Origin of the sequence: Winogradskyella bathintestinalis, assembly GCF_030407435.1 — a bacterium.
GTDB lineage: Bacteria > Bacteroidota > Bacteroidia > Flavobacteriales > Flavobacteriaceae > Winogradskyella > Winogradskyella bathintestinalis.
This window is the reverse complement of the sequence record NZ_JASDDK010000001.1, coordinates 164,635-184,209: the sequence shown is the minus strand read 5'-3', so window position 1 is coordinate 184,209 and position 19,575 is coordinate 164,635. Positions and strand designations below refer to the sequence as shown.

Here is a 19,575-nt window from a genome sequence, read left to right as displayed (position 1 = left end):
TGAGTTACAATGAAATCGTATTTTTATACTAAACCTTATTCATTTGTTTTAATATAGTCGTTGACATAATTTTAGAACATTTATATTAAACCTAATTAAATGCAGTTAAATATTAGTGATACATTTAATAAAGAGTTGCCATCAGATTCTATTGCGCAAAATACCAGACGTCAAGTCTCTAAAGCAACGCATTCTTATGTTAATCCTAAGGTACCGTCTCATCCGAAATTAATTCATGCCTCAAAAGAAATGGCAACGACTATTGGTTTGGAGAAAGGTACAATAACGTCTCAAGAGTTCTTAGATCTATTTTCTGGTTCTAAAATTTATCCAAAAACCAAACCTTACGCGATGGCTTATGCAGGACATCAGTTTGGTAATTGGGCAGGTCAATTAGGAGATGGTAGAGCGATTAATTTATTTGAAGTAAAGCACGAGACGGAGCGTTGGGCGATTCAACTTAAAGGATCTGGTGAAACCCCATACTCAAGACAAGGAGACGGTTTAGCAGTTCTACGCTCATCAATTAGAGAGTATCTCTGCAGTGAAGCCATGTACCATTTAGGTGTGCCAACCACTCGAGCATTGAGCATAATGCTAACGGGGGACCAGGTGCTTAGAGACGTACTTTATAATGGTAATCCTGATTATGAAAAAGGTGCCGTTGTTGCCAGAGTTGCTCCAACCTTTATACGGTTTGGTAATTTTGAATTGTTTGCATCAAAAAAAGATACTGAGAACCTAAAAAATCTTACAGATTATACCATCAAACATTTTTACCCAGAATTGGGAGAACCTTCCAAAGCAACGTATATAAAGTTTTTTAAAGAGGTGACTCATCGCACCCTAAAAATGATTATCCATTGGCAACGCGTTGGTTTTGTGCACGGAGTTATGAACACAGATAATATGTCTATCCTTGGTTTAACTATAGATTATGGCCCTTACGGTTGGTTAGAAGGATTCGATTTTGGTTGGACCCCAAATACCACCGATCGTGAAAATAAACGTTATCGTTATGGTAACCAGCCCAATATTGGTTTATGGAATTTACTGCAATTAGCTAATGCACTGTTCCCATTAGTGGAAGAACCCGAACCTTTTGAAGCTATTTTGAATCAATATCAAAAGGATTTCGAAGAAAAATCTTTAGATATGATGCGTTCTAAATTGGGACTAAACCTTAAATTAGAAAACGACCCTCAGCTCATGACAGATTTGGAGGATTGTCTATTGCTATTAGAAACTGATATGACGATATTCTTTAGATTATTAGGAAAATATAAATTAGGAAATCCTGAAAGCGGTCTAGAAACCATCCAAAAAGCATTTTACCATCCTGAAGAAATAAACGATACTATTTTAAACCAATGGAAAGTTTGGTTTAAAGCATACGACCAAAGATTACAAGAAGAACGATTAACAGATTCCGATCGAGAGCAAAGCATGAATACTGTAAATCCCAAATATGTTCTTAGGAATTATATGGCGCAATTAGTCATTGATGAAACTAATAAAGGGAATTTTGATTTAATAGATGAATTATTCCAAGTTCTTAAGAAGCCATACCAAGAACAACCAGACCACGAAAAGTGGTTCGCAAAACGACCAGAATGGGCAAGACATAAAGTGGGTTGCTCTATGCTAAGTTGTAGTTCTTAATTTTCATATAGGTATACTGCAAATTTAGCTGTAAGCTCAATAATTAACTAATTAAAATATATAAACCATGGATTTTTCAAAACTCAAAGTATTATACATTAATTGCACTTTAAAAAAGTCACCAGATAAAAGTCATACCGAAACATTAATGAAAGTGTCACAAAATATTCTTACAAAAGAGAATGTTTCTTTTGATACCATCCGGCTTATAGATTTTGAAGTGGCTGTAGGTGTCTATCCAGATATGACGGAGCATGGATGGAAGAAAGATGAATGGCCTACTATTTATAAAAAAGTTATGGAAGCCGATGTATTAATTGTTGGAACTCCAATATGGCTCGGCGAAAAATCTTCTGAGGCTCAAAAGTTAATTGAGCGACTGTATGCCATGAGTAGCAAAACCAATGAAAAAGGGCAGTATATTTATTATGGAAAAGTTGGTGGTTGTATGGTTACAGGAAATGAAGACGGTATAAAACATTGTGCAAAAGGTATATTATATGCCTTACAACATATCGGTTATTCTATTCCACCACAAGCGGATTGTGGATGGATTGGAGAAGTAGGACCAGGGCCAAGTTATGGTGATACCGAATGGGATGGTAAATCTATTGATCCACCAGTAGGATTCGATTCTGAATTCACTAATAGAAACACCACTTTTATGACCTACAATCTTTTGCATTTAGCCAAATTATTAAAAGAAAATAAAGGCTATAGTAATTACGGAAACTCTAGAGATGCTTGGGATAGTGGTACACACTGGTCTTTCGAGAATCCAGAATACCGATAGACCTCAGGGCTATATTGCAATAAAAGTTTAATTAGGTAATTTAATGCCTTACATATTACAAGAAAACAAAGCATGAAAAGTAAAAAACTCAAAATTATAAATCGAAAAGGGTTAACGCTTAACGCACATTTAGAAATTCCTGCCAACCAAAAACCTAACTATTATGCCATTTTTGCACATTGTTTTACTTGCAGTAGTAGTCTTAAAGCAGTAAGAAATGTAAGTAGAGCCCTTACACAACAAGGTTTTGCAGTGGTTAGGTTCGATTTTACAGGTTTAGGCAGAAGTGAAGGCGAATTTGCAGATAGTCATTTTTCTGCGAATGTAGAAGATTTATTAGATGTCCATGCGTTTATGGCTGAGCATTACGATGCTCCCAGTTTATTGGTAGGCCATTCATTGGGTGGCGCAGCTGTACTAGTAGCGGCTTCAAAGATCGATGCTGTAAAAGCCGTAGCCACTGTGGGTGCACCAGCTACTGTGGCACATGTAAAACAGTTATTTTCTCATCAATTGGAAGAGACGGAAGAGAAAGGGGATGTTGAGGTAAATATAGGAGGACGACCTTTTATAATAAATCACGATTTTGTTAAGGAATTCGATAAAACAGATTTGCCAGAAATAGTGAAGGATTTAAGGAAACCTTTGTTGATAATGCATTCTCCTTTCGATAAAACTGTTGGGGTAGAAAATGCAGAGCAGTTATATAAAAAGGCACATCACCCTAAAAGTTTTATCACCTTAGATAATGCCGATCATTTATTATCTAATGAAATAGACAGTCAATATGTTGGCGAGATGATAGGTAGTTGGGCGAAACGATATTTTCCAAAAACAGAAAATGTAATGTTAGATACTGAGGGAGAACAATTAGTAGGTCATTTAAATATGGCTGAGGATAATTTTACAACCTCAATTCAAACTAAAAACCACACCTTTATAGCTGATGAACCTGCGAGTATAGGGGGCGATGATTTTGGGCCATCTCCTTATGAGTACTTAAATGCGGGGTTAGCGGCATGTACCGTAATGACCTTAAAAATGTATGCAGAACGAAAGCAATGGGATTTAAAAGAAGTATTTGTGTATATTTCTCATTCAAGAAAACATAGTGACGATTTACAACTTGTATTAGATAAGCCAAAATACATGGATCACATAAATAAGAAACTTAAATTTGTGGGTAACTTAGACGCTAAACAAATAGAACGATTAAAAGAAATTGCCTCACGCTGTCCAGTACACAAAACGATTGCAAGCGAAGTGATTTTCGAAACTCAAATAATTGATTAATTTGGAAACAGTATTAAAAAATACGTCGATAGTTAAAGAACGATTTTTAGAAATTAGGAATCAAACAGAATTAATTTGTAAGTCGTTACAACCAGAAGATGTATCTATTCAGCCTGCAGAATTTGTATCTCCACCTAAATGGCATTTAGCGCATTCTACTTGGTTTTTTGAGCAATTTATTCTAACAAAATACAAGTCGGATTACGAGGTGTTTAATGATGATTTTGCTTATTACTTCAATAGTTATTACAACAATGTTGGTGAACGCGTGCTAAGAGCAGAACGCGGCACAATGACACGACCAACCTTGAGTGAAGTCCTTAAATATAGAACCTATGTGAACCAGCAACTTTCAGAATTTATTACAGAAGGTCTTTCTGAAGAAATTTTAAATGTTCTCGAAATTGGTTTGCAACACGAGCAACAGCACCAAGAATTATTAATTTATGATATTAAATATATTTTTGGTCAGCAACCTTCGTTTCCTATTTTAGATTTTACAGTTCAATTGCAAAAGGAAACCCAATCACAACAATTTATTCCGATCAAAGACGGAATTTATGAAATTGGTCATAATAACAATGCCTTTTGTTTCGATAACGAATTAGGAAGACATAAAGTTTATCTTCATAATTTTGAAATTTCTAATCGATTGGTAACCAATTCAGAATATATAGAATTTATTGAAGCCGGTGGTTATGAGGATTTTAATCTTTGGCATGCAGATGGCTGGACCTTTATTCAAGAAAATGCTTTAAACTCTCCTTTGTATTGGCATAACATATCAGATAAATGGCATCAATATACACTTAACGGATTTGTTGAGATAGACGGTGATTTACCAGTAAATCATGTGTCGTTTTACGAAGCTTTTGCATATGCCCAATGGAAAGGTATGCGTTTGCCAACCGAGTTTGAATGGGAGGTGGCGTCAAAACAATTTAAGCATGGGCAATTGTGGGAATGGACTAATAGCGCTTACTTGCCGTATCCAAATTACACTAAAGTAGAAGGGGCTTTAGGTGAGTATAATGGTAAATTTATGGTTAATCAAATGGTGTTACGAGGCGGATCTATCGCTACCTCTAAAAATCATTGTAGACCAACTTACAGAAACTTTTTTCAAACAGATATGCGTTGGTTATTTTCTGGAATTAGATTAGCAAAATAATCGTATTCGAAAGTTATAATAATACGATGAAGATTACATCTAGTAGTAGCGCTGAAATAAAAAATATTGAAATTATATTACAATGAAAAACACCTTTGCACAAGATGTGCTAAAAGGCTTAACTGCCGAAAATAAATATTTGGAGTCCAAGTATTTTTATGATAATAACGGAAGCCGCATATTTCAAGAAATTATGAATATGCCCGACTATTACCCAACAAACGCTGAGTTTGAGATTCTGTCGATGCAATCCAAACAAATCATTGAAGCTCTAGAGTTTTCTCGTCCTTTTAACATTATAGAGTTGGGTGCTGGTGATGGTTTCAAAACCTTTAAGCTATTGGAGTACTTGGTGAGTAATAATGTTGATTTTCATTATATCCCTATCGACATTTCACAAGAAGCTATCGATATACTTACAAAACGCCTAAAAGAAAAATTACCTTCTTTAAAAATACACCCTCAAGTTGGGGATTATTTCGAAATATTAAAAAACAATCGTGAAAGTGATTATCCTAGTTTATTATTATTTTTAGGTGGAAATATCGGAAATTATTTAGAAGATAAGGCCAGAGAATTATTGCAGCTATTTAATAGAAGTATGAAAGTAGGTGATAAATTATTAATTGGTATTGACCTAAAGAAAAATCCGCTTGTAATTCATAAAGCGTATTCTGATGACCATGGAATCACCAAACGTTTCAATCTAAATTTGTTAATTCGTATTAATAGAGAACTAGAGGCCGATTTTAAAATTGATGATTTCGATTTTTATAGTTATTACAATCCATCTACAGGTAATGTAAAAAGTTATTTGGTTAGCTTACGAAGACAAACGGTTACTTTGAAGAAACTTAATACAAGTATTAACTTTGAACATAACGAATTGATATGGACTGAACTTTCAAAAAAATATGCTGTTGATGAAATCTTTACCTTCGCAAAGGAAACAGGCTTCGTTGTAAATTCTAATTTTATGGACTGTAAACATTATTTTACAGATAGTTTGTGGGAAAAACAAGCGTAACAAATAAAACCTTTACTTCACAGTTTTAATAGATATATGAATAATACATACCGAATACTGACCCTTGTAATACTCGCAATGCTTTATCAAGGATGTGCAACATCAAAAGCGTTATATAGAGATGAAGTCGATAAAAACAATGTATTACCTCAAAAAAAGGTCGATAAAATATTTTATTTAATTGGTGACGCGGGTAAATCCCCTTATGGTGGTATGTCTAAGGCTTTAACCGCTTTTAAAAATCATACAGCAGATAGAAATACTTCAAACGATTTCGCCCTTTTTCTGGGAGATAATATTTATCCGTCAGGTTTACCCGACGAAGGTGAAAAAGGAAGAGAAAGTGCGGTAAATGCATTAGACGGACAGGTAAAAGCACTCGAGGGATTTAATGGTGAAATTTTGTTTATTCCAGGGAATCACGATTGGTATTCCGATGGACTTGTAGGTCTAAAACGTGAAGAGCGCTATTTAGAAGAAGCGCTTGGTAAAGATGCGTATCGACCAGATAATGGCTGCCCATTAGAGAGTATCGATGTTAGCGAAACCATTCAACTTATAGTAATAGATACTCAATGGTATTTAGAAAATTGGAATAACCATCCAACTATAAATGACGAATGTGAAATAAAAACAAGAGAACGTTTTTTTGAAGAATTAGAAGGAGAACTTAAAAAAGCCCAGAATAAAACCATTGTATTTGCTATGCACCACCCTATGTATACAAATGGTATTCATGGAGGGCAGTATGCCGCTTTAAAACATTTATTTCCAACGCAAAAAAAATTACCGTTACCTGTTTTGGCTTCTTTGGCTACACAAATTAGAACACAAGGAGGTGTTTCTATTCAAGACCGTTATAACGAACGTTATAATAATCTAATGAATCGTTTAGAAACCATGACTCTAGATACAGAGAATGTGGTTTTTGTTTCAGGGCATGAGCACACCCTTCAATATTTAGAAAAAGGAAAAATTAAGCAAATAGTTTCAGGTTCTGGTGCCAAGGAGTCGTATGCAGATTTAAGTAATACAGGTTTATTTACCTATGGTAAACAAGGTTTTGCAGAGCTCACTATTTTTGAAGACGGTAGTAGTTGGGTAACCATGTATGGTGCAGAAAATGGCATTGCAACGAAGTTGTTTGTTAAAGAAGTTTTTCCTCCCACCGAGCAATATGATGTGTCTCATTTGCCAGAATCTTTCCCACAAGACATTGAAGTTTCAATATACACCAAAGAACAAACAGATAAATCAGATTTTTTTAAATCGATTTGGGGTGACCATTATAGAAAAATTTACGGTAAACAAATAACGGCTAAAGTGGCGACTTTAGATACGCTATATGGGGGTTTAGAAATTGTGAGAACGGGTGGTGGACACCAAACACGCTCGTTGAGATTAAAAACTAAAGATGGAAGAGAGCTAAATATGCGTGCACTTAAAAAAAGTGCTACGCAGTATTTACAAACAGTTCTATTTAAGGATACCTATATACAAGATGAATTTGAAAGAACAGCAGTAGAGAGTCTTATTTTAGATTTCTATACCGCAGCACATCCCTATGCATTTATGGTAGTTCCAGATTTGTCCGATGCTGCTGAAATATATCATACCAATCCAAGAATATTTTATATTCCAAAGCATAAATATTTAGGACGATATAATAAAGATTATGGAGATGAGCTCTATATGATTGAAGAACGACCAGAAGATAACTATACGGATGAGCGCAATTTTGGTTATGCCGATGATATAGAAAGCACACACGATATTATTGAAAAAATACGTGAAGATGAAAAATATAAAATAGATGATAATGCTTATGTAAGAGCGCGTTTGTTTGATATGTTGATAGGCGATTGGGATCGTCATCAAGATCAATGGCGTTGGGCACAATTTGATCAAGATAATGGAGATAAACTCTTTAAACCAATTCCAAGAGACAGAGATCAGGTGTTTTCTAACTTCGATGGTGGTTTATTAGATGTCATGAAAGTTATTGCTGGTTCTTCAAAACAACTTCAGGTATACGACGAAACCTTAGATGATATTAAATGGATGAATTCAGCTGGTATAAAATTAGATCGGGTTTTAATACAGCAATCTACAAAAGAACAATGGTTAAAACATGCTAAATTTCTTCAAAATAATATCACTGACGAGGTAATTGAAGAAGCATTTTCTAAAGTGCCAGAAACGGCTCAAGATGAGACATTAAACGATATAAAAGAGAAACTAAAAGGCAGACGAGCGAATTTGGTAGATATTGCTACACGCTATTACCAGCATTTAAATGGGTTGGTGATTCTTACAGGTACGGATAAAGATGATTATATCGAGGTAACAAGAACCGATAATAATAAAACCCATGTTAAAATATCAAGAATTAAAGGAGGTGAAAAAGCAGATATTATTGTCGATAAAACCTTTGACAAGAGCATAACTAAGGAAATTTGGATTTATGGATTAGATGACAAAGATATTTTTGAAGTAAAAGGAAAAGCGAAGAATTTAATATTCACAAGATTAATCGGTGGCCAAGAAAATGACACTTACATTATAAAAAATGGAAGGCAAGTTAAAATTTATGATCATCAAAGTAAACCGAATACCATTCAAGAAAAAAAGGGTGGTACGTTGCGATTAACAGACGTATATAAATTAAATCTTTTTGATTTTCAAAAAAGCATCACAAGTGCTGGTGTTATTACTCCAGCAGTAGGTTTTAATCCAGATGATGGGGTATCATTAGGTATATCCTTCAGCAAGACGAAAAAAGGATTTCAAAGAAACCCATTTTCTCAGCAGCATCGCTTTAAAGGGGGGTACTTTTTTGCAACCAATGGATTTTCTATTAACTACGATGCCGAATTTGCCAATATTAAAGACGATTGGAATTTACATGTCGGAGGACGTTTTACATCAGAAAATTTTAGCAACAACTTTTTTGGTTACGGTAATGAAACCGATAATTTGGATGATGAACGAGACCTAGATTATAATCGCGTAAAAACGAGTATATATATGGCTAAAGTTGGAATTTTGAAAAAAGGAAACTTTGGTAGTGATTATGGATTTAGAACTATTTTTGAAGCCATACAGATTGGTGAAACCAACGATAGGTTTATAGCAAATTTTGCGAATGATAGCGATGGTTTTTATAAACGTCGTATGTTCGGAGCATTAGAAGCAGAATATACTTATGAGAGTTACGATAAAAAATTGGCTCCAACAAGAGGTATGACGTTTCTATTAAACCTTGGTGTAAAAACAGAGTTTGAAGATACTAAGAATACTTATGGTTATATAAATTCTAATTTAGGATTCTATAACGCCATTTCTAAAAATAGAAAATTGGTATTAAAGACCGATTTAAGAACCCAATTTAGAATTGGTGATGATTTAATATTTTATCAAGCGTCCCATATTGGAGAGAGAAATGGGTTGAGAGGGTTCAGAAATGAACGATTTACGGGAAGAAACGCGTTAGTAGGAAGTTCAGATTTAAGGTATAGTTTTAATACTTTTAAAACCGGTATACTACCATTACAAGTGGGTGTCTTTGGAGGTTTTGATATCGGTAGAGTATGGTTTAAAGGAGATTATTCAGATAAATGGCATAATGATTATGGTGGTGGTTTTTGGGTTACGGCAGCCGAAAGTCTTTCAGGTACATTTAACCTGTTTAACAGTGTAGAAGGCTTAAGATTCTCATTTGGTTTTGGACTCAATTTTTAATATTTCTCTATGAAAAGCTATTTGTATAAAATATTTAAATCACTTGAGAATTTAGAAAGCAAAATTGCATTCTATCCGGCGATTATAAGTCTTGTAGGGTTGTTATTTGCTTTTTTTATGATTTTTTTAGAGAGCATAGGTATTTCTAAATACTTAATTGAACATGCTCCGATTTTGGTAGTCAACAATACAGAAACCGCTAGAAGTCTGCTGACCACTTTTATTGCTGGTCTTATTTCTATTATGGTTTTTAGTTTTTCTTTGGTTATGATTTTACTAAATCAAGCGTCAAGTAATTTTTCGCCAAGAGTATTACCAGGTTTAATTTCTAATAGAAGACATCAAATAATTCTGGGTATTTACAATGCTACTTTATTATACTGCATTTTTACATTGGTTTCTATTACACCTCATGGAGATAAATATCAAATGCCAGGCTTTTCTGTTTTATTAGCCATTATCTTTATGACCTTAAGTTTAGGTGCCTTCATCTATTTTATCCATTCTATTTCACAAGAAATTCAAGTGAATACTATTATGGACAAGATTTTTAAAAAATCAAAATACCGTTTAGAAAAGTTAGTTGAAGCTGAAAAATATATTGATACCGAATTTGAAGACTCTTCCAACTGGAAATGTATAACGGCTAATACCACGGGATACATGCAAGATGTTAATTTGAGGCCATTAGCCAACTTAGCACAAGAACATAATTTAAAAATTGAAATTGTGCCCATAAAAGGAGCTTATATTTTAAAAGGTATCGCGGTTATAAAATACAAGGGTGAAGCAAATAAAGGTATGGATGAGGATGAAGATTTAGAATCTAAACTTTTAGACACCATCGTATTTTCCAATAACGAGCTAATTGAAGACAATTATGTGCTCGCCTTTAAGCAAATTACCGAAATAGCTTTAAAAGCCATGTCTCCAGGTATTAATGATCCCGGCACTTGCATTAATGCCATTGATTATATTACTGAGCTTTTTGCCTTACGAATGACTAAGAAAGATCACAGTTTTTATTTTAATGAAAATGACGAAGCAATTATACATATCAACACCGTAAGTTTTGAAGAGTTATTGTATAACGTAATGGCAGCATTAAGAACTTATTGTAGACATGATATTATTGTAGTTCAAAAACTCTTTATTATGTTTCAATATTTACTACAGCAAAATAATGTGCTGAACGAAAATTATAAAGAGACGATTATTAAAGAGGTCGTTAATCTAAAAAAGGATGCTTTAGATACGCATAATAATGAAAGAGATATTGAACTCATTAATTCTTATATCACCAAACTCGAAAATGTAAACCCTTCAGAATATACATTTGAAGTTTAAAGTCTCACGATACAGCTTTATGGATAAAACATTAAAACTTTTAAAACTCCGAGATGGTAACTACTAAGGATGTTATAATTATTGGTGGAGGTGCAGCAGGTTTTTTTGCAGCTATTAATATCGCTGAGCAGAACCCAAGGTTGTCAGTAGCAATTTTAGAACGCGGAAAAGAAGGTTTGCAAAAAGTGAAAATCTCAGGTGGTGGTCGATGCAATGTTACGCATGCGGAATTTATACCTTCCGAATTAGTGTTGAATTATCCACGTGGCGAAAAAGAATTATTAGGCCCGTTTCACACTTTCATGACAGGCGATACCATCGCTTGGTTTGAAGAACGCGGGGTAGAATTGAAGATAGAGGAAGATGGGCGCATGTTTCCGGTTTCAAATACGTCACAAACTATAATTGATTGTTTCCTAAATGAAGCAAAGCAACATCAAGTTGAGGTATTATATAATCACGCAGTTAAAACTTTGCAGTCTTCGGAAAATGGTTTTAAAATTGAAACTTCTCAAGGTGTCTTTCAATCAAAAAAAATAGTAGTGACAACAGGTAGTAATCCTAAAATCTGGAAGTTACTTGAAGATTTGGGCCATACCATTGTTCCGCCAGTTCCATCGTTATTTACGTTCGATATAAAGGATAAGCGTATTAAAGATATACCTGGAGTTGTTGCCAAAAATGTTGACATTAAAGTGGTCGGCACAAATTTAGAATCGCAAGGGCCGTTATTAATTACACATGTCGGTATGAGTGCACCAGCCATTCTAAAGCTATCTGCTTTTGGAGCTGTAGAATTAGCAAAACGAAATTATAATTTTAAAATTGAAGTTAATTTTATTCAATTAGATTTCGCGACCTGTTTAGAACATTTAAAATTATGCAAACAAGATTTTGCTAAAAAAACAGTAATTAAATTAACCCAATTCGATTTGCCAAAACGACTGTGGAAGTCATTAATTTCGGCTTCAAATATTGAAGAATCCGAACGCTGGGCAGATATAAATAAGCAGCAATTAGAAGCTCTAGCTAATCAACTTACCAAAGCCGTGTTTCAGGTATCAGGAAAAAGCACTTTTAAAGAAGAATTTGTAACAGCTGGTGGTGTAGATTTAAAAGACGTAAACTTTAAAACTTTTGAAAGTAAACTAATTCCCAATCTTTATTTTGCAGGTGAAGTGATCAATGTAGATGCGGTAACAGGTGGATTTAATTTTCAGAACGCATGGACAGGCGCCTACATTGTAGCAATGTCTTTAGATTTTACATAGTTGATATCAGCATCGGTATGTGCTAATACAATATCTTTAAAATCATCGAAAACATAAGGTTTTGTAATGATTTGGTTAATTCCGGATGCTTGAGATTTAATTAATATTTCAGCAGAATTTAGGGCCGTTAAAGCAATTACGGGAACCGTAGGATTGAACATTCTAATATGTTTAGTGGCTTCAAAACCGTCCATATCTGGCATATTAATATCCATTAAAATTAGATCAAAATCTTTTTGCTTAATCATGGAAATGGCTTCGCGGCCATTAGTAGCTATTTCACAATTATAACAACCTATTTTTTCAATGTTCTTTTTGGTAATGAGTAAGTTGATTTTATTATCATCAACCACTAAAACTTGCATATTTCTATGAAAATTCGGTATAGCAGTTTTTGTGTTGTGTTTATCTTCAGCAATTTTAAAGGTGGTTTCAAAAAAGAAGGTGGTGCCTTTTCCAGGTTCAGAAATAAAATCGATATTAGAATTATGACTTTGTAATAGCGTTTTTACAATAAATAACCCTAATCCTGAACCACTACTATTTTTACTTAAAAATGCTTTATTTTCAAAAGCGCTAAAAACAACAGAACGATGCTCTTCTTTAATGCCAATTCCAGTATCCTCAATTTCAAATTTTAAAGTGACATGTCCCAAGGTTCGTTTTACAAGCAACACATTAATTTTTATGCCACCCTCAAAAGTATATCTAATGGCATTATAAATTAAGTTGATTAAAATTTGACTAAAAGCGATCTTATCAATTAAGATATGTTCACCTTCATTAGACGGATCAATATGGCAACTGATGTCTAATCCTTTGTTTTTGGCCGCAATTTCAACGGTACTTAAAACATATTTTACAACATTTTCTATTCTGGCTGGTTTTAGGTGAAGTGTTTTCTGTTCAAACTTTAATTTATTGGCTTGTAATATATTATCGATTAGTGTAGAAATATAACTACTAGAAGATATCAATGAGTTTAAATAATGCTGTTTTTTTTCTGGATTTTCTTCCTGCTCAATGAGTGTGGCTAATCCGTTAATTCCGTAAATTGGTGTTCGCAATTCATGGCTTAAAATAGAGAAAAACTCTAATCGGTTTTTATCAATGGCTATCAGTTTTTTATTAGAAGCTTGCAAGGCACTGTTAATTTTTACAATATTTTTTCTGGCTTTAAAATAGACATAAAATGAAGTAAGTACAACCGCCAAAAGTATACTTGTAATAATTGTACTTAATAAGAAAATATGAGAGGTTTGTGCATCTCTATTTCTAATTTCGTTAGATAGGGCTAACTTTTGCTCCGAATTAATAATTTTAGAAATCAATTCACCATTTCTGGTATTATTGGTAGCTACATTTACCAAAGCTTTATATTTATAAGCATCAGATTTTAATAAATATTTATTAGCAGAATCTAAATTTTTGATATTATTTGTATAATAGAGATACTTATAATAATTTAAAGTGGCTAACTTGCGGTAAGACGTAATATCTGTATCTAATGACGCTTTTAACTTTTCTTCATTTAGAGCGAATAGTAAATTAAAGCCATCAGCTTTAAATTCTGATAATTTAACCTTTGCAAGCGCTTTATGATACTGATAAGACTGAAATAAATTTTCTTTCAAATTTTCAGTACGGTAACTGTTAGAATAATTTAAGGTTTTAAAATCGGTGGTCGTAAGCGCTTCTAAACCAAGATCGCTATAAATCAGCATACTTTTATTATCGTTGCAGAAATAATCTTTTTTAATCTTATATTCCAGATTTATAAAATAAATTTCGCTATTTAGAGCTTTAGATACTGCTTCTGCTCTTGGATAAATGCTGTCAAATTTGTCGTAATTTTTAGAATAGACATAAGTATTTAATAAACCCGATAACGAACGATCTATCCCTTTTGTATCGTTAAGGGAATCGTGAATTTTTAACGCTTTATTGTGGTAAGATTCAGCATTATTGAAATTAGACATTTTAGATAATACGATACCTAGTGCGTCATAAGCCTTGGCTTCTAGTGGTTTTATACGATGTTTCTGAGAATAACTAATAGCATCGGTGAGTAATAACGTCGCTTTATACAAACTGTCGTTTTTTACCAATAAATCAAGTTTATAGTTATCAAATATGAAAGTAGAATTGCTATCAGCGTTTATAAGTGGTTGTTGGGCTTGTAATTTAAACCCTTGTAAAAATAGAATTACAAACAAAATAATTGCAATGTTCGATTTGGGAAAACACATGGCATTATACTATTAATACGGTAAAACTACATTATTTCTTTAAGGGTGCAACATTTTATCGTATTTATTTGCATTTTGTGGATTTTATAAGCCCTTCAAATTAGAAGAAAATATGAGGTTATAGATTAGAAAATTAGCAAAATCTAAAAATTAGTTTCAAAGTAAACATACAATAACTTCATTAGTATGACTTAATGCTCAGTGGTATGGCAAACGTTGCAACAATCTTTAATGAATGATTATAGAAGAGGCGATTAGTTGTTGAAAATAGAGGGGATAAAAAATTCTGTATTTCACCGAATGGAAATTTATACGTTCACACTTTGTTTTTATCCTTATTCTATAAACTATATTTTTACTATAAAGAAATAGAAATGTTTTAAAATGATTAGGTTTATTATATGATTACATACATCGCATTTCTTAGAGGTATTAATGTCGGTGGACACAAAAAAGTTCCCATGGTTGAGTTAAGAAATTTACTCACCCAATTAGGATTAAAAAATGTCCAAAGTTACATTCAAAGTGGAAATGTTATATTTCAATCATCAAATAAGAATTTAGAAAATTTAGAAAAAAACATTCAAAAATCAATTTTAAACCATTTCGGTTTTGAGGTGCATATTTTGATAAGAACGCCGTTAGTATTGGAATCGATCTTAAATAATTGTCCTTTCTCGGAAGAAAAAAAAACGAACAGCTATTTCATAATCTTGAAACAACCTCCTGAGGCTACATTGATAGAAGCTATAGCTAAACAAAATTTTCCCAATGAAGAATTTATAATCACTGAAAATTGTGTTTATATATATTATTCATTAGGTGCAGGAAAAGCAAAATTGGGGGTCAATTGGTTTGAAAAGAAATTAAAAGTAATAGCCACAGCTCGAAATTATAAAACCATGATAAAATTGCAGGCGCTCTCTAGGGAATAAAAAATAAGAACGTATATAATTTACGTATTTTTGTGCGCTTAAGATTAAAAAACATTAAAGTTTGCTGTAATGCAGACTTTCTGAGATATATGGTAGACTATGACAGCAGAAGACTTTATCCTGAAAACCTACAATTCAAAAATAAATAACGGTTCCGTAAAATGGGAGTCGCCAAGTAACATTGCTTTAGTAAAGTATTGGGGAAAAAAGGAACATCAAATTCCTGAAAATCCATCGATAAGTTTTACGCTTTCAGATTGTAAAACAATTACCGAAATCAACTTTACTAAAAAAGACCTCATAACTAAAGCGACATCAGGTTTGAGTTTCGATATCTATTTTGAAGGAAATAAAAATGAAGCCTTCAAACCTAAAATTCAAACTTTTTTTGAGCGCATTGAAACTTATATGCCGTTTTTAAGAGATTATCATTTCAAAATTGAAACGTCAAATACGTTCCCTCACAGTTCAGGAATAGCGTCTTCAGCATCCGGAATGAGCGCAATAGCTTTGTGCCTAATGAGTATTGAACGCTTATTAAGCGACGTTGAGATTTCAGAAAAGGCATTCAATCAAAAAGCGTCATTTTTAGCTAGATTAGGCTCAGGAAGTGCCTGTAGAAGTATTGAAGGGGAGCTCGTAGTTTGGGGGAAAAATGAGAGTATTGCTGAAAGTTCAGACTTATATGGAGTGAAATTTGAAGGTGAAGTGCATTCAAATTTTAATAATTTTCAAGACACTATTTTATTGGTCGATAAAGGTGAAAAGCAGGTAAGTAGTACTGTTGGTCATCAGTTAATGTATGGTCATCCATTTGCCGAAACACGTTTTGAGCAAGCACACACCAATTTGGCGGCTCTCAAAGCAATTTTAGCGTCTGGAGATTTAGACGAATTCATTAAAATTGTGGAAAGCGAAGCTTTAACGTTGCATGCTATGATGATGACAAGTATGCCTTATTTCATACTAATGAAACCAAACACATTAGAAATTATAAATAAAATCTGGGAATTTAGGGAAAAAACAAATTCTAAAGTCTGTTTTACTTTAGATGCTGGTGCTAATGTGCATGTATTATATCCGCAAAATGAAAGCAAATCTGTTCTTGAATTTATTAAAAATGAATTAATTAGCTATTGTCAAAATGAACATTATATTTGCGACAAAATTGGATTTGGCGCCAACCAAGTTTAATTATAATACGTATATTTGTTAAAGTAACAGCTATTAAATCATGAAAGGACCATTATTTTATTCAAAGATTCTTTTATTCGGAGAGTACGGAATTATTAAAGATTCTAAAGGCTTATCTATTCCTTATAATTTTTATAATGGGGCTTTAAAAGTAGATAAAAATCCTAATAAATTGGCTCAAGAATCTAACGCCAGTTTAAGACGTTTTGTAGCTTACTTAAATGATCTAGATAAAGAATTAGTGACATTCGATATTAAGGCTTTACAAAGTGATGTGGACAGCGGAATGTATTTTGATTCTTCTATTCCTCAAGGTTATGGGGTAGGTAGTAGTGGAGCTTTAGTCGCAGCAATTTATGATAAATATGCTACAGATAAAATTACTATTTTAGAGAATCTTACAAGAGAAAAATTATTAAAACTTAAAATGATATTTTCTGAAATGGAATCTTTTTTCCACGGAAAATCTTCGGGGTTAGATCCTTTAAATAGCTATTTAAGTCTTCCTATTTTAATTAACTCTAAAGATCATATTGAGGCTACTGGAATTCCTTCTCAACAGACAGACGGAAAAGGTGCCGTATTTTTATTAGACAGTGGTGTAGTTGGTGAAACGGCTCCAATGGTTAGCATTTTTATGGAAAACATGAAGAACGAAGGGTTTCGTAGCATGCTTAAAGACCAGTTTATAAAACATACCGACGCTTGTGTGGACGATTTCTTAAAAGGTGATATAAAATCTTTGTTTAAGAATACTAAACAATTATCTAAAGTAGTGCTAAATAACTTTAAGCCTATGATTCCGGCTCAATTTCATGAACTATGGAAAAAAGGTCTTGAAACCAACGACTATTATTTAAAACTTTGTGGCTCTGGTGGAGGTGGTTATATTTTAGGCTTTACCGAAAACTTAGACAAAGCTAAAGAAGCTCTGAAAGGCCAAAAGTTAGAAGTGGTATATAACTTCTAAAACGCATTATATAATATACGAACCTCACTAGTTATTAAAACTTGTGAGGTTTTTTTAATTAAAGCAATTTATGTTATCAAGACGGCAGAAACATATTCTTCTTAAATTTTTTAGCCTGTTTTCAGTCGTTCGAGGTTATAATATTCTCGTAATAGTCATTGCTCAGTACTTAGCTTCTATTTATATTTTTGCTCACGATAAGCCACTAAAAGCTGTACTTTTAGACCTTAATCTATTAATGCTTGTAATGGCGTCGTCAGCAACAATAGCAGGCGGTTACATCATTAATAACTTCTACGATTCGGAAAAAGATTTAATCAACAAGCCCAGAAAAACGATGTTAGATCGTTTGGTAAGTCAAAATACGAAGTTATCATTTTATTTTACGCTTAATTTTTTGGCGGTTGTTTTTGCAAGTTATGTATCTTTCAAGGCAGTAGTCTTTTTTGCGATTTATATTTTCGCTATTTGGTTTTATTCACATCGCTTTAAAAAGCAACCAATGATTGGTAATATTGTCTCAGCGATATTAACAGTTACCCCATTTTTTGTGATTTTTATTTATTATAAAAATTTTGAATTGGTTGTTTTTGCGCATGGTATATTTCTATTTTTGTTGATTTATATGCGCGAATTAACCAAGGATTTGGAAAATATAAGAGGAGATTTGGCCTTAAATTATAGAACAATTCCGGTAGTTTATGGTGAAAAAGTGTCTAAGCAAATGCTAACCGTAGTTGGTATGCTTACCATAATTTCGGCGGTGCTGCTCGTTTCTTTTTTTAGTATCGGCCATATGTTTTATTACTTCTATCTTAGTATGGGATTATTATCTATATATCTCATTTTTTTATTAAAATCAAATAAGAAAACCGATTATTTAATTCTTCATAATATTTTAAAATTTATTATTGTTGCTGGTGTATTTTCTATTTTATTAATAGATGTTTCTGTGGTTTTAAATAGAATTTAAGATGTAATCATTTATTTTCAGAACATTGTATGCTTTTAAATGAAAACAATAATCAAAAGTTGAAAACTATTGTTATAACTTTGCAAAAAATTAAACTATGAGCAGAAATCAAGATAGCACAGGAAAAGGAAAAGGAAAAACATCAGGAAGAGGAAATGCGAATAGCAAAATAAAAAGTTATGCTAGAGGGAATGCTCCTTTTAAAAAGAAAACACAATCCGTAAAACAATCTACTAATTCAGAGGAGATTCGTTTAAACAAATATATTGCTAACTCAGGGATGTGCTCGCGTCGTGAAGCCGATGAAAACATTGCCATTGGCTTGGTAACGGTTAACGGTAAGGTAATTAACGAAATGGGTTATAAAGTAAAACGGACAGATGAAGTCCGATTTGATGGTCAACGCATTACGCCAGAGGCAAAGGTTTATGTCTTACTGAATAAGCCAAAAGGATTTGCAACCACTACAGCTGAAGGCAAAGGGAGAACCGTTATGGATTTAGTAGCCAATGCCACTAATGCGAACATAAAACCCATTGGGCGTTTAGGTCGTAATTCTTTAGGGTTGCTGTTGTTTACAAATGATGATAACGTGGTACAGAAATTCACTAATTCTAAAAAAGGTGTGGCACGTTTATTTCAAGTTGAATTAGACAAAAATTTAAAATTCGAAGATTTAAAAAAGATCGAAGAAGGTTTTAAAGTGGAAGGCAAATTAATTACTGTGGAAGAGATTAGTTATATTCAGGGTGAATCTAAAAACCAAGTGGGTATAAAAATTAAAAATACAGGTAATACTATTCTACGTACTATTTTCGATCATTTTAATTACGATATTGTAAAAATCGATTGTGTTGCTATTGGTCATTTAACTAAAAAAGATATTCCTCGTGGTCATTGGAAGCATCTTACCGAACAAGAAGTAAGTACTTTAAAAATGTTATAAAAA

The 19,575-nt window shown here is 33.0% G+C and carries 14 protein-coding genes; 13 read left to right on the top strand and 1 reads right to left on the bottom strand.

Annotated elements, in window-relative coordinates:
- Positions 1-99: 99 nt before the first annotated feature.
- From QMA06_RS00655 to QMA06_RS00620, 8 genes are all read left to right on the top strand, one after another.
- Complete coding sequence (locus tag QMA06_RS00655; protein WP_290204955.1) at positions 100-1,662, top strand: protein adenylyltransferase SelO; 1,563 nt, start codon at positions 100-102, stop codon at positions 1,660-1,662.
- 67 nt (positions 1,663-1,729) lie between these two features.
- The gene (locus QMA06_RS00650) at positions 1,730-2,455 is read left to right on the top strand and encodes a flavodoxin family protein (RefSeq protein WP_290204954.1); all 726 of its coding nucleotides are present in this window, start codon (positions 1,730-1,732) and stop codon (positions 2,453-2,455) included.
- Positions 2,456-2,527: 72 nt separating this feature from the next.
- A complete protein-coding gene (locus tag QMA06_RS00645; protein ID WP_290204953.1) occupies positions 2,528-3,748 on the top strand; it encodes a bifunctional alpha/beta hydrolase/OsmC family protein in 1,221 nt (406 codons plus the stop codon).
- Between the two features lies 1 nt (position 3,749).
- On the top strand, positions 3,750-4,919 hold the full coding sequence (gene egtB / locus QMA06_RS00640; RefSeq protein WP_290204952.1) for an ergothioneine biosynthesis protein EgtB: 1,170 nt from the start codon (positions 3,750-3,752) through the stop codon (positions 4,917-4,919).
- An 82-nt stretch (positions 4,920-5,001) separates the two neighbouring features.
- Entirely contained in the window at positions 5,002-5,946 is a 945-nt protein-coding gene (locus tag QMA06_RS00635; protein ID WP_290204951.1) for an L-histidine N(alpha)-methyltransferase, read from the top strand.
- Between the two features lie 36 nt (positions 5,947-5,982).
- Positions 5,983-9,687: a metallophosphoesterase gene (locus QMA06_RS00630; protein WP_290204950.1), complete on the top strand. Its 3,705-nt coding sequence runs from the start codon at positions 5,983-5,985 to the stop codon at positions 9,685-9,687.
- Positions 9,688-9,696: 9 nt separating this feature from the next.
- The gene (locus QMA06_RS00625) at positions 9,697-11,034 is read left to right on the top strand and encodes a DUF2254 domain-containing protein (protein ID WP_290204949.1); all 1,338 of its coding nucleotides are present in this window, start codon (positions 9,697-9,699) and stop codon (positions 11,032-11,034) included.
- Between the two features lie 53 nt (positions 11,035-11,087).
- Positions 11,088-12,305, top strand: a complete 1,218-nt coding sequence (locus QMA06_RS00620) for a BaiN/RdsA family NAD(P)/FAD-dependent oxidoreductase (protein WP_290204948.1) — start codon at positions 11,088-11,090, stop codon at positions 12,303-12,305.
- Here the strand turns inward: QMA06_RS00620 and QMA06_RS00615 are convergent.
- Entirely contained in the window at positions 12,272-14,554 is a 2,283-nt protein-coding gene (locus tag QMA06_RS00615) for a response regulator (RefSeq protein WP_290204947.1), read from the bottom strand. The two genes, QMA06_RS00620 and QMA06_RS00615, sit on opposite strands and share 34 nt — an antisense overlap.
- A 401-nt stretch (positions 14,555-14,955) precedes the next feature.
- Between QMA06_RS00615 and QMA06_RS00610 the strand changes: the two genes are divergently transcribed.
- From QMA06_RS00610 to QMA06_RS00590, 5 genes are all read left to right on the top strand, one after another.
- Positions 14,956-15,489 (top strand): DUF1697 domain-containing protein, encoded by a 534-nt coding sequence (locus tag QMA06_RS00610; protein ID WP_290204946.1) that lies wholly within the window; start codon positions 14,956-14,958, stop codon positions 15,487-15,489.
- A 99-nt stretch (positions 15,490-15,588) separates the two neighbouring features.
- A complete protein-coding gene (locus QMA06_RS00605; RefSeq protein ID WP_290204945.1) occupies positions 15,589-16,683 on the top strand; it encodes a diphosphomevalonate/mevalonate 3,5-bisphosphate decarboxylase family protein in 1,095 nt (364 codons plus the stop codon).
- A gap of 40 nt (positions 16,684-16,723) precedes the next feature.
- A complete protein-coding gene (locus QMA06_RS00600; RefSeq protein WP_290204944.1) occupies positions 16,724-17,653 on the top strand; it encodes a mevalonate kinase family protein in 930 nt (309 codons plus the stop codon).
- Between the two features lie 70 nt (positions 17,654-17,723).
- Entirely contained in the window at positions 17,724-18,626 is a 903-nt protein-coding gene (locus QMA06_RS00595; RefSeq protein WP_290204943.1) for a geranylgeranylglycerol-phosphate geranylgeranyltransferase, read from the top strand.
- A 97-nt stretch (positions 18,627-18,723) separates the two neighbouring features.
- Positions 18,724-19,572 (top strand): pseudouridine synthase, encoded by an 849-nt coding sequence (locus tag QMA06_RS00590; protein ID WP_290204942.1) that lies wholly within the window; start codon positions 18,724-18,726, stop codon positions 19,570-19,572.
- Positions 19,573-19,575 lie beyond the last annotated feature (3 nt).

Bases quoted from the DNA above. Each gene is read 5' to 3' on its own strand.
- QMA06_RS00655 (WP_290204955.1), top strand. From the start codon at position 100: ATGCAGTTAAATATTAGTGATACATTTAATAAAGAGTTGCCATCAGAT.
- QMA06_RS00650 (WP_290204954.1), top strand. From the start codon at position 1,730: ATGGATTTTTCAAAACTCAAAGTATTATACATTAATTGCACTTTAAAA.
- QMA06_RS00645 (WP_290204953.1), top strand. From the start codon at position 2,528: ATGAAAAGTAAAAAACTCAAAATTATAAATCGAAAAGGGTTAACGCTT.
- QMA06_RS00635 (WP_290204951.1), top strand. From the start codon at position 5,002: ATGAAAAACACCTTTGCACAAGATGTGCTAAAAGGCTTAACTGCCGAA.
- QMA06_RS00630 (WP_290204950.1), top strand. From the start codon at position 5,983: ATGAATAATACATACCGAATACTGACCCTTGTAATACTCGCAATGCTT.
- QMA06_RS00625 (WP_290204949.1), top strand. From the start codon at position 9,697: ATGAAAAGCTATTTGTATAAAATATTTAAATCACTTGAGAATTTAGAA.
- QMA06_RS00620 (WP_290204948.1), top strand. From the start codon at position 11,088: ATGGTAACTACTAAGGATGTTATAATTATTGGTGGAGGTGCAGCAGGT.
- QMA06_RS00615 (WP_290204947.1), bottom strand. From the start codon at position 14,554: ATGTGTTTTCCCAAATCGAACATTGCAATTATTTTGTTTGTAATTCTA.
- QMA06_RS00610 (WP_290204946.1), top strand. From the start codon at position 14,956: ATGATTACATACATCGCATTTCTTAGAGGTATTAATGTCGGTGGACAC.
- QMA06_RS00605 (WP_290204945.1), top strand. From the start codon at position 15,589: ATGACAGCAGAAGACTTTATCCTGAAAACCTACAATTCAAAAATAAAT.
- QMA06_RS00600 (WP_290204944.1), top strand. From the start codon at position 16,724: ATGAAAGGACCATTATTTTATTCAAAGATTCTTTTATTCGGAGAGTAC.
- QMA06_RS00595 (WP_290204943.1), top strand. From the start codon at position 17,724: ATGTTATCAAGACGGCAGAAACATATTCTTCTTAAATTTTTTAGCCTG.
- QMA06_RS00590 (WP_290204942.1), top strand. From the start codon at position 18,724: ATGAGCAGAAATCAAGATAGCACAGGAAAAGGAAAAGGAAAAACATCA.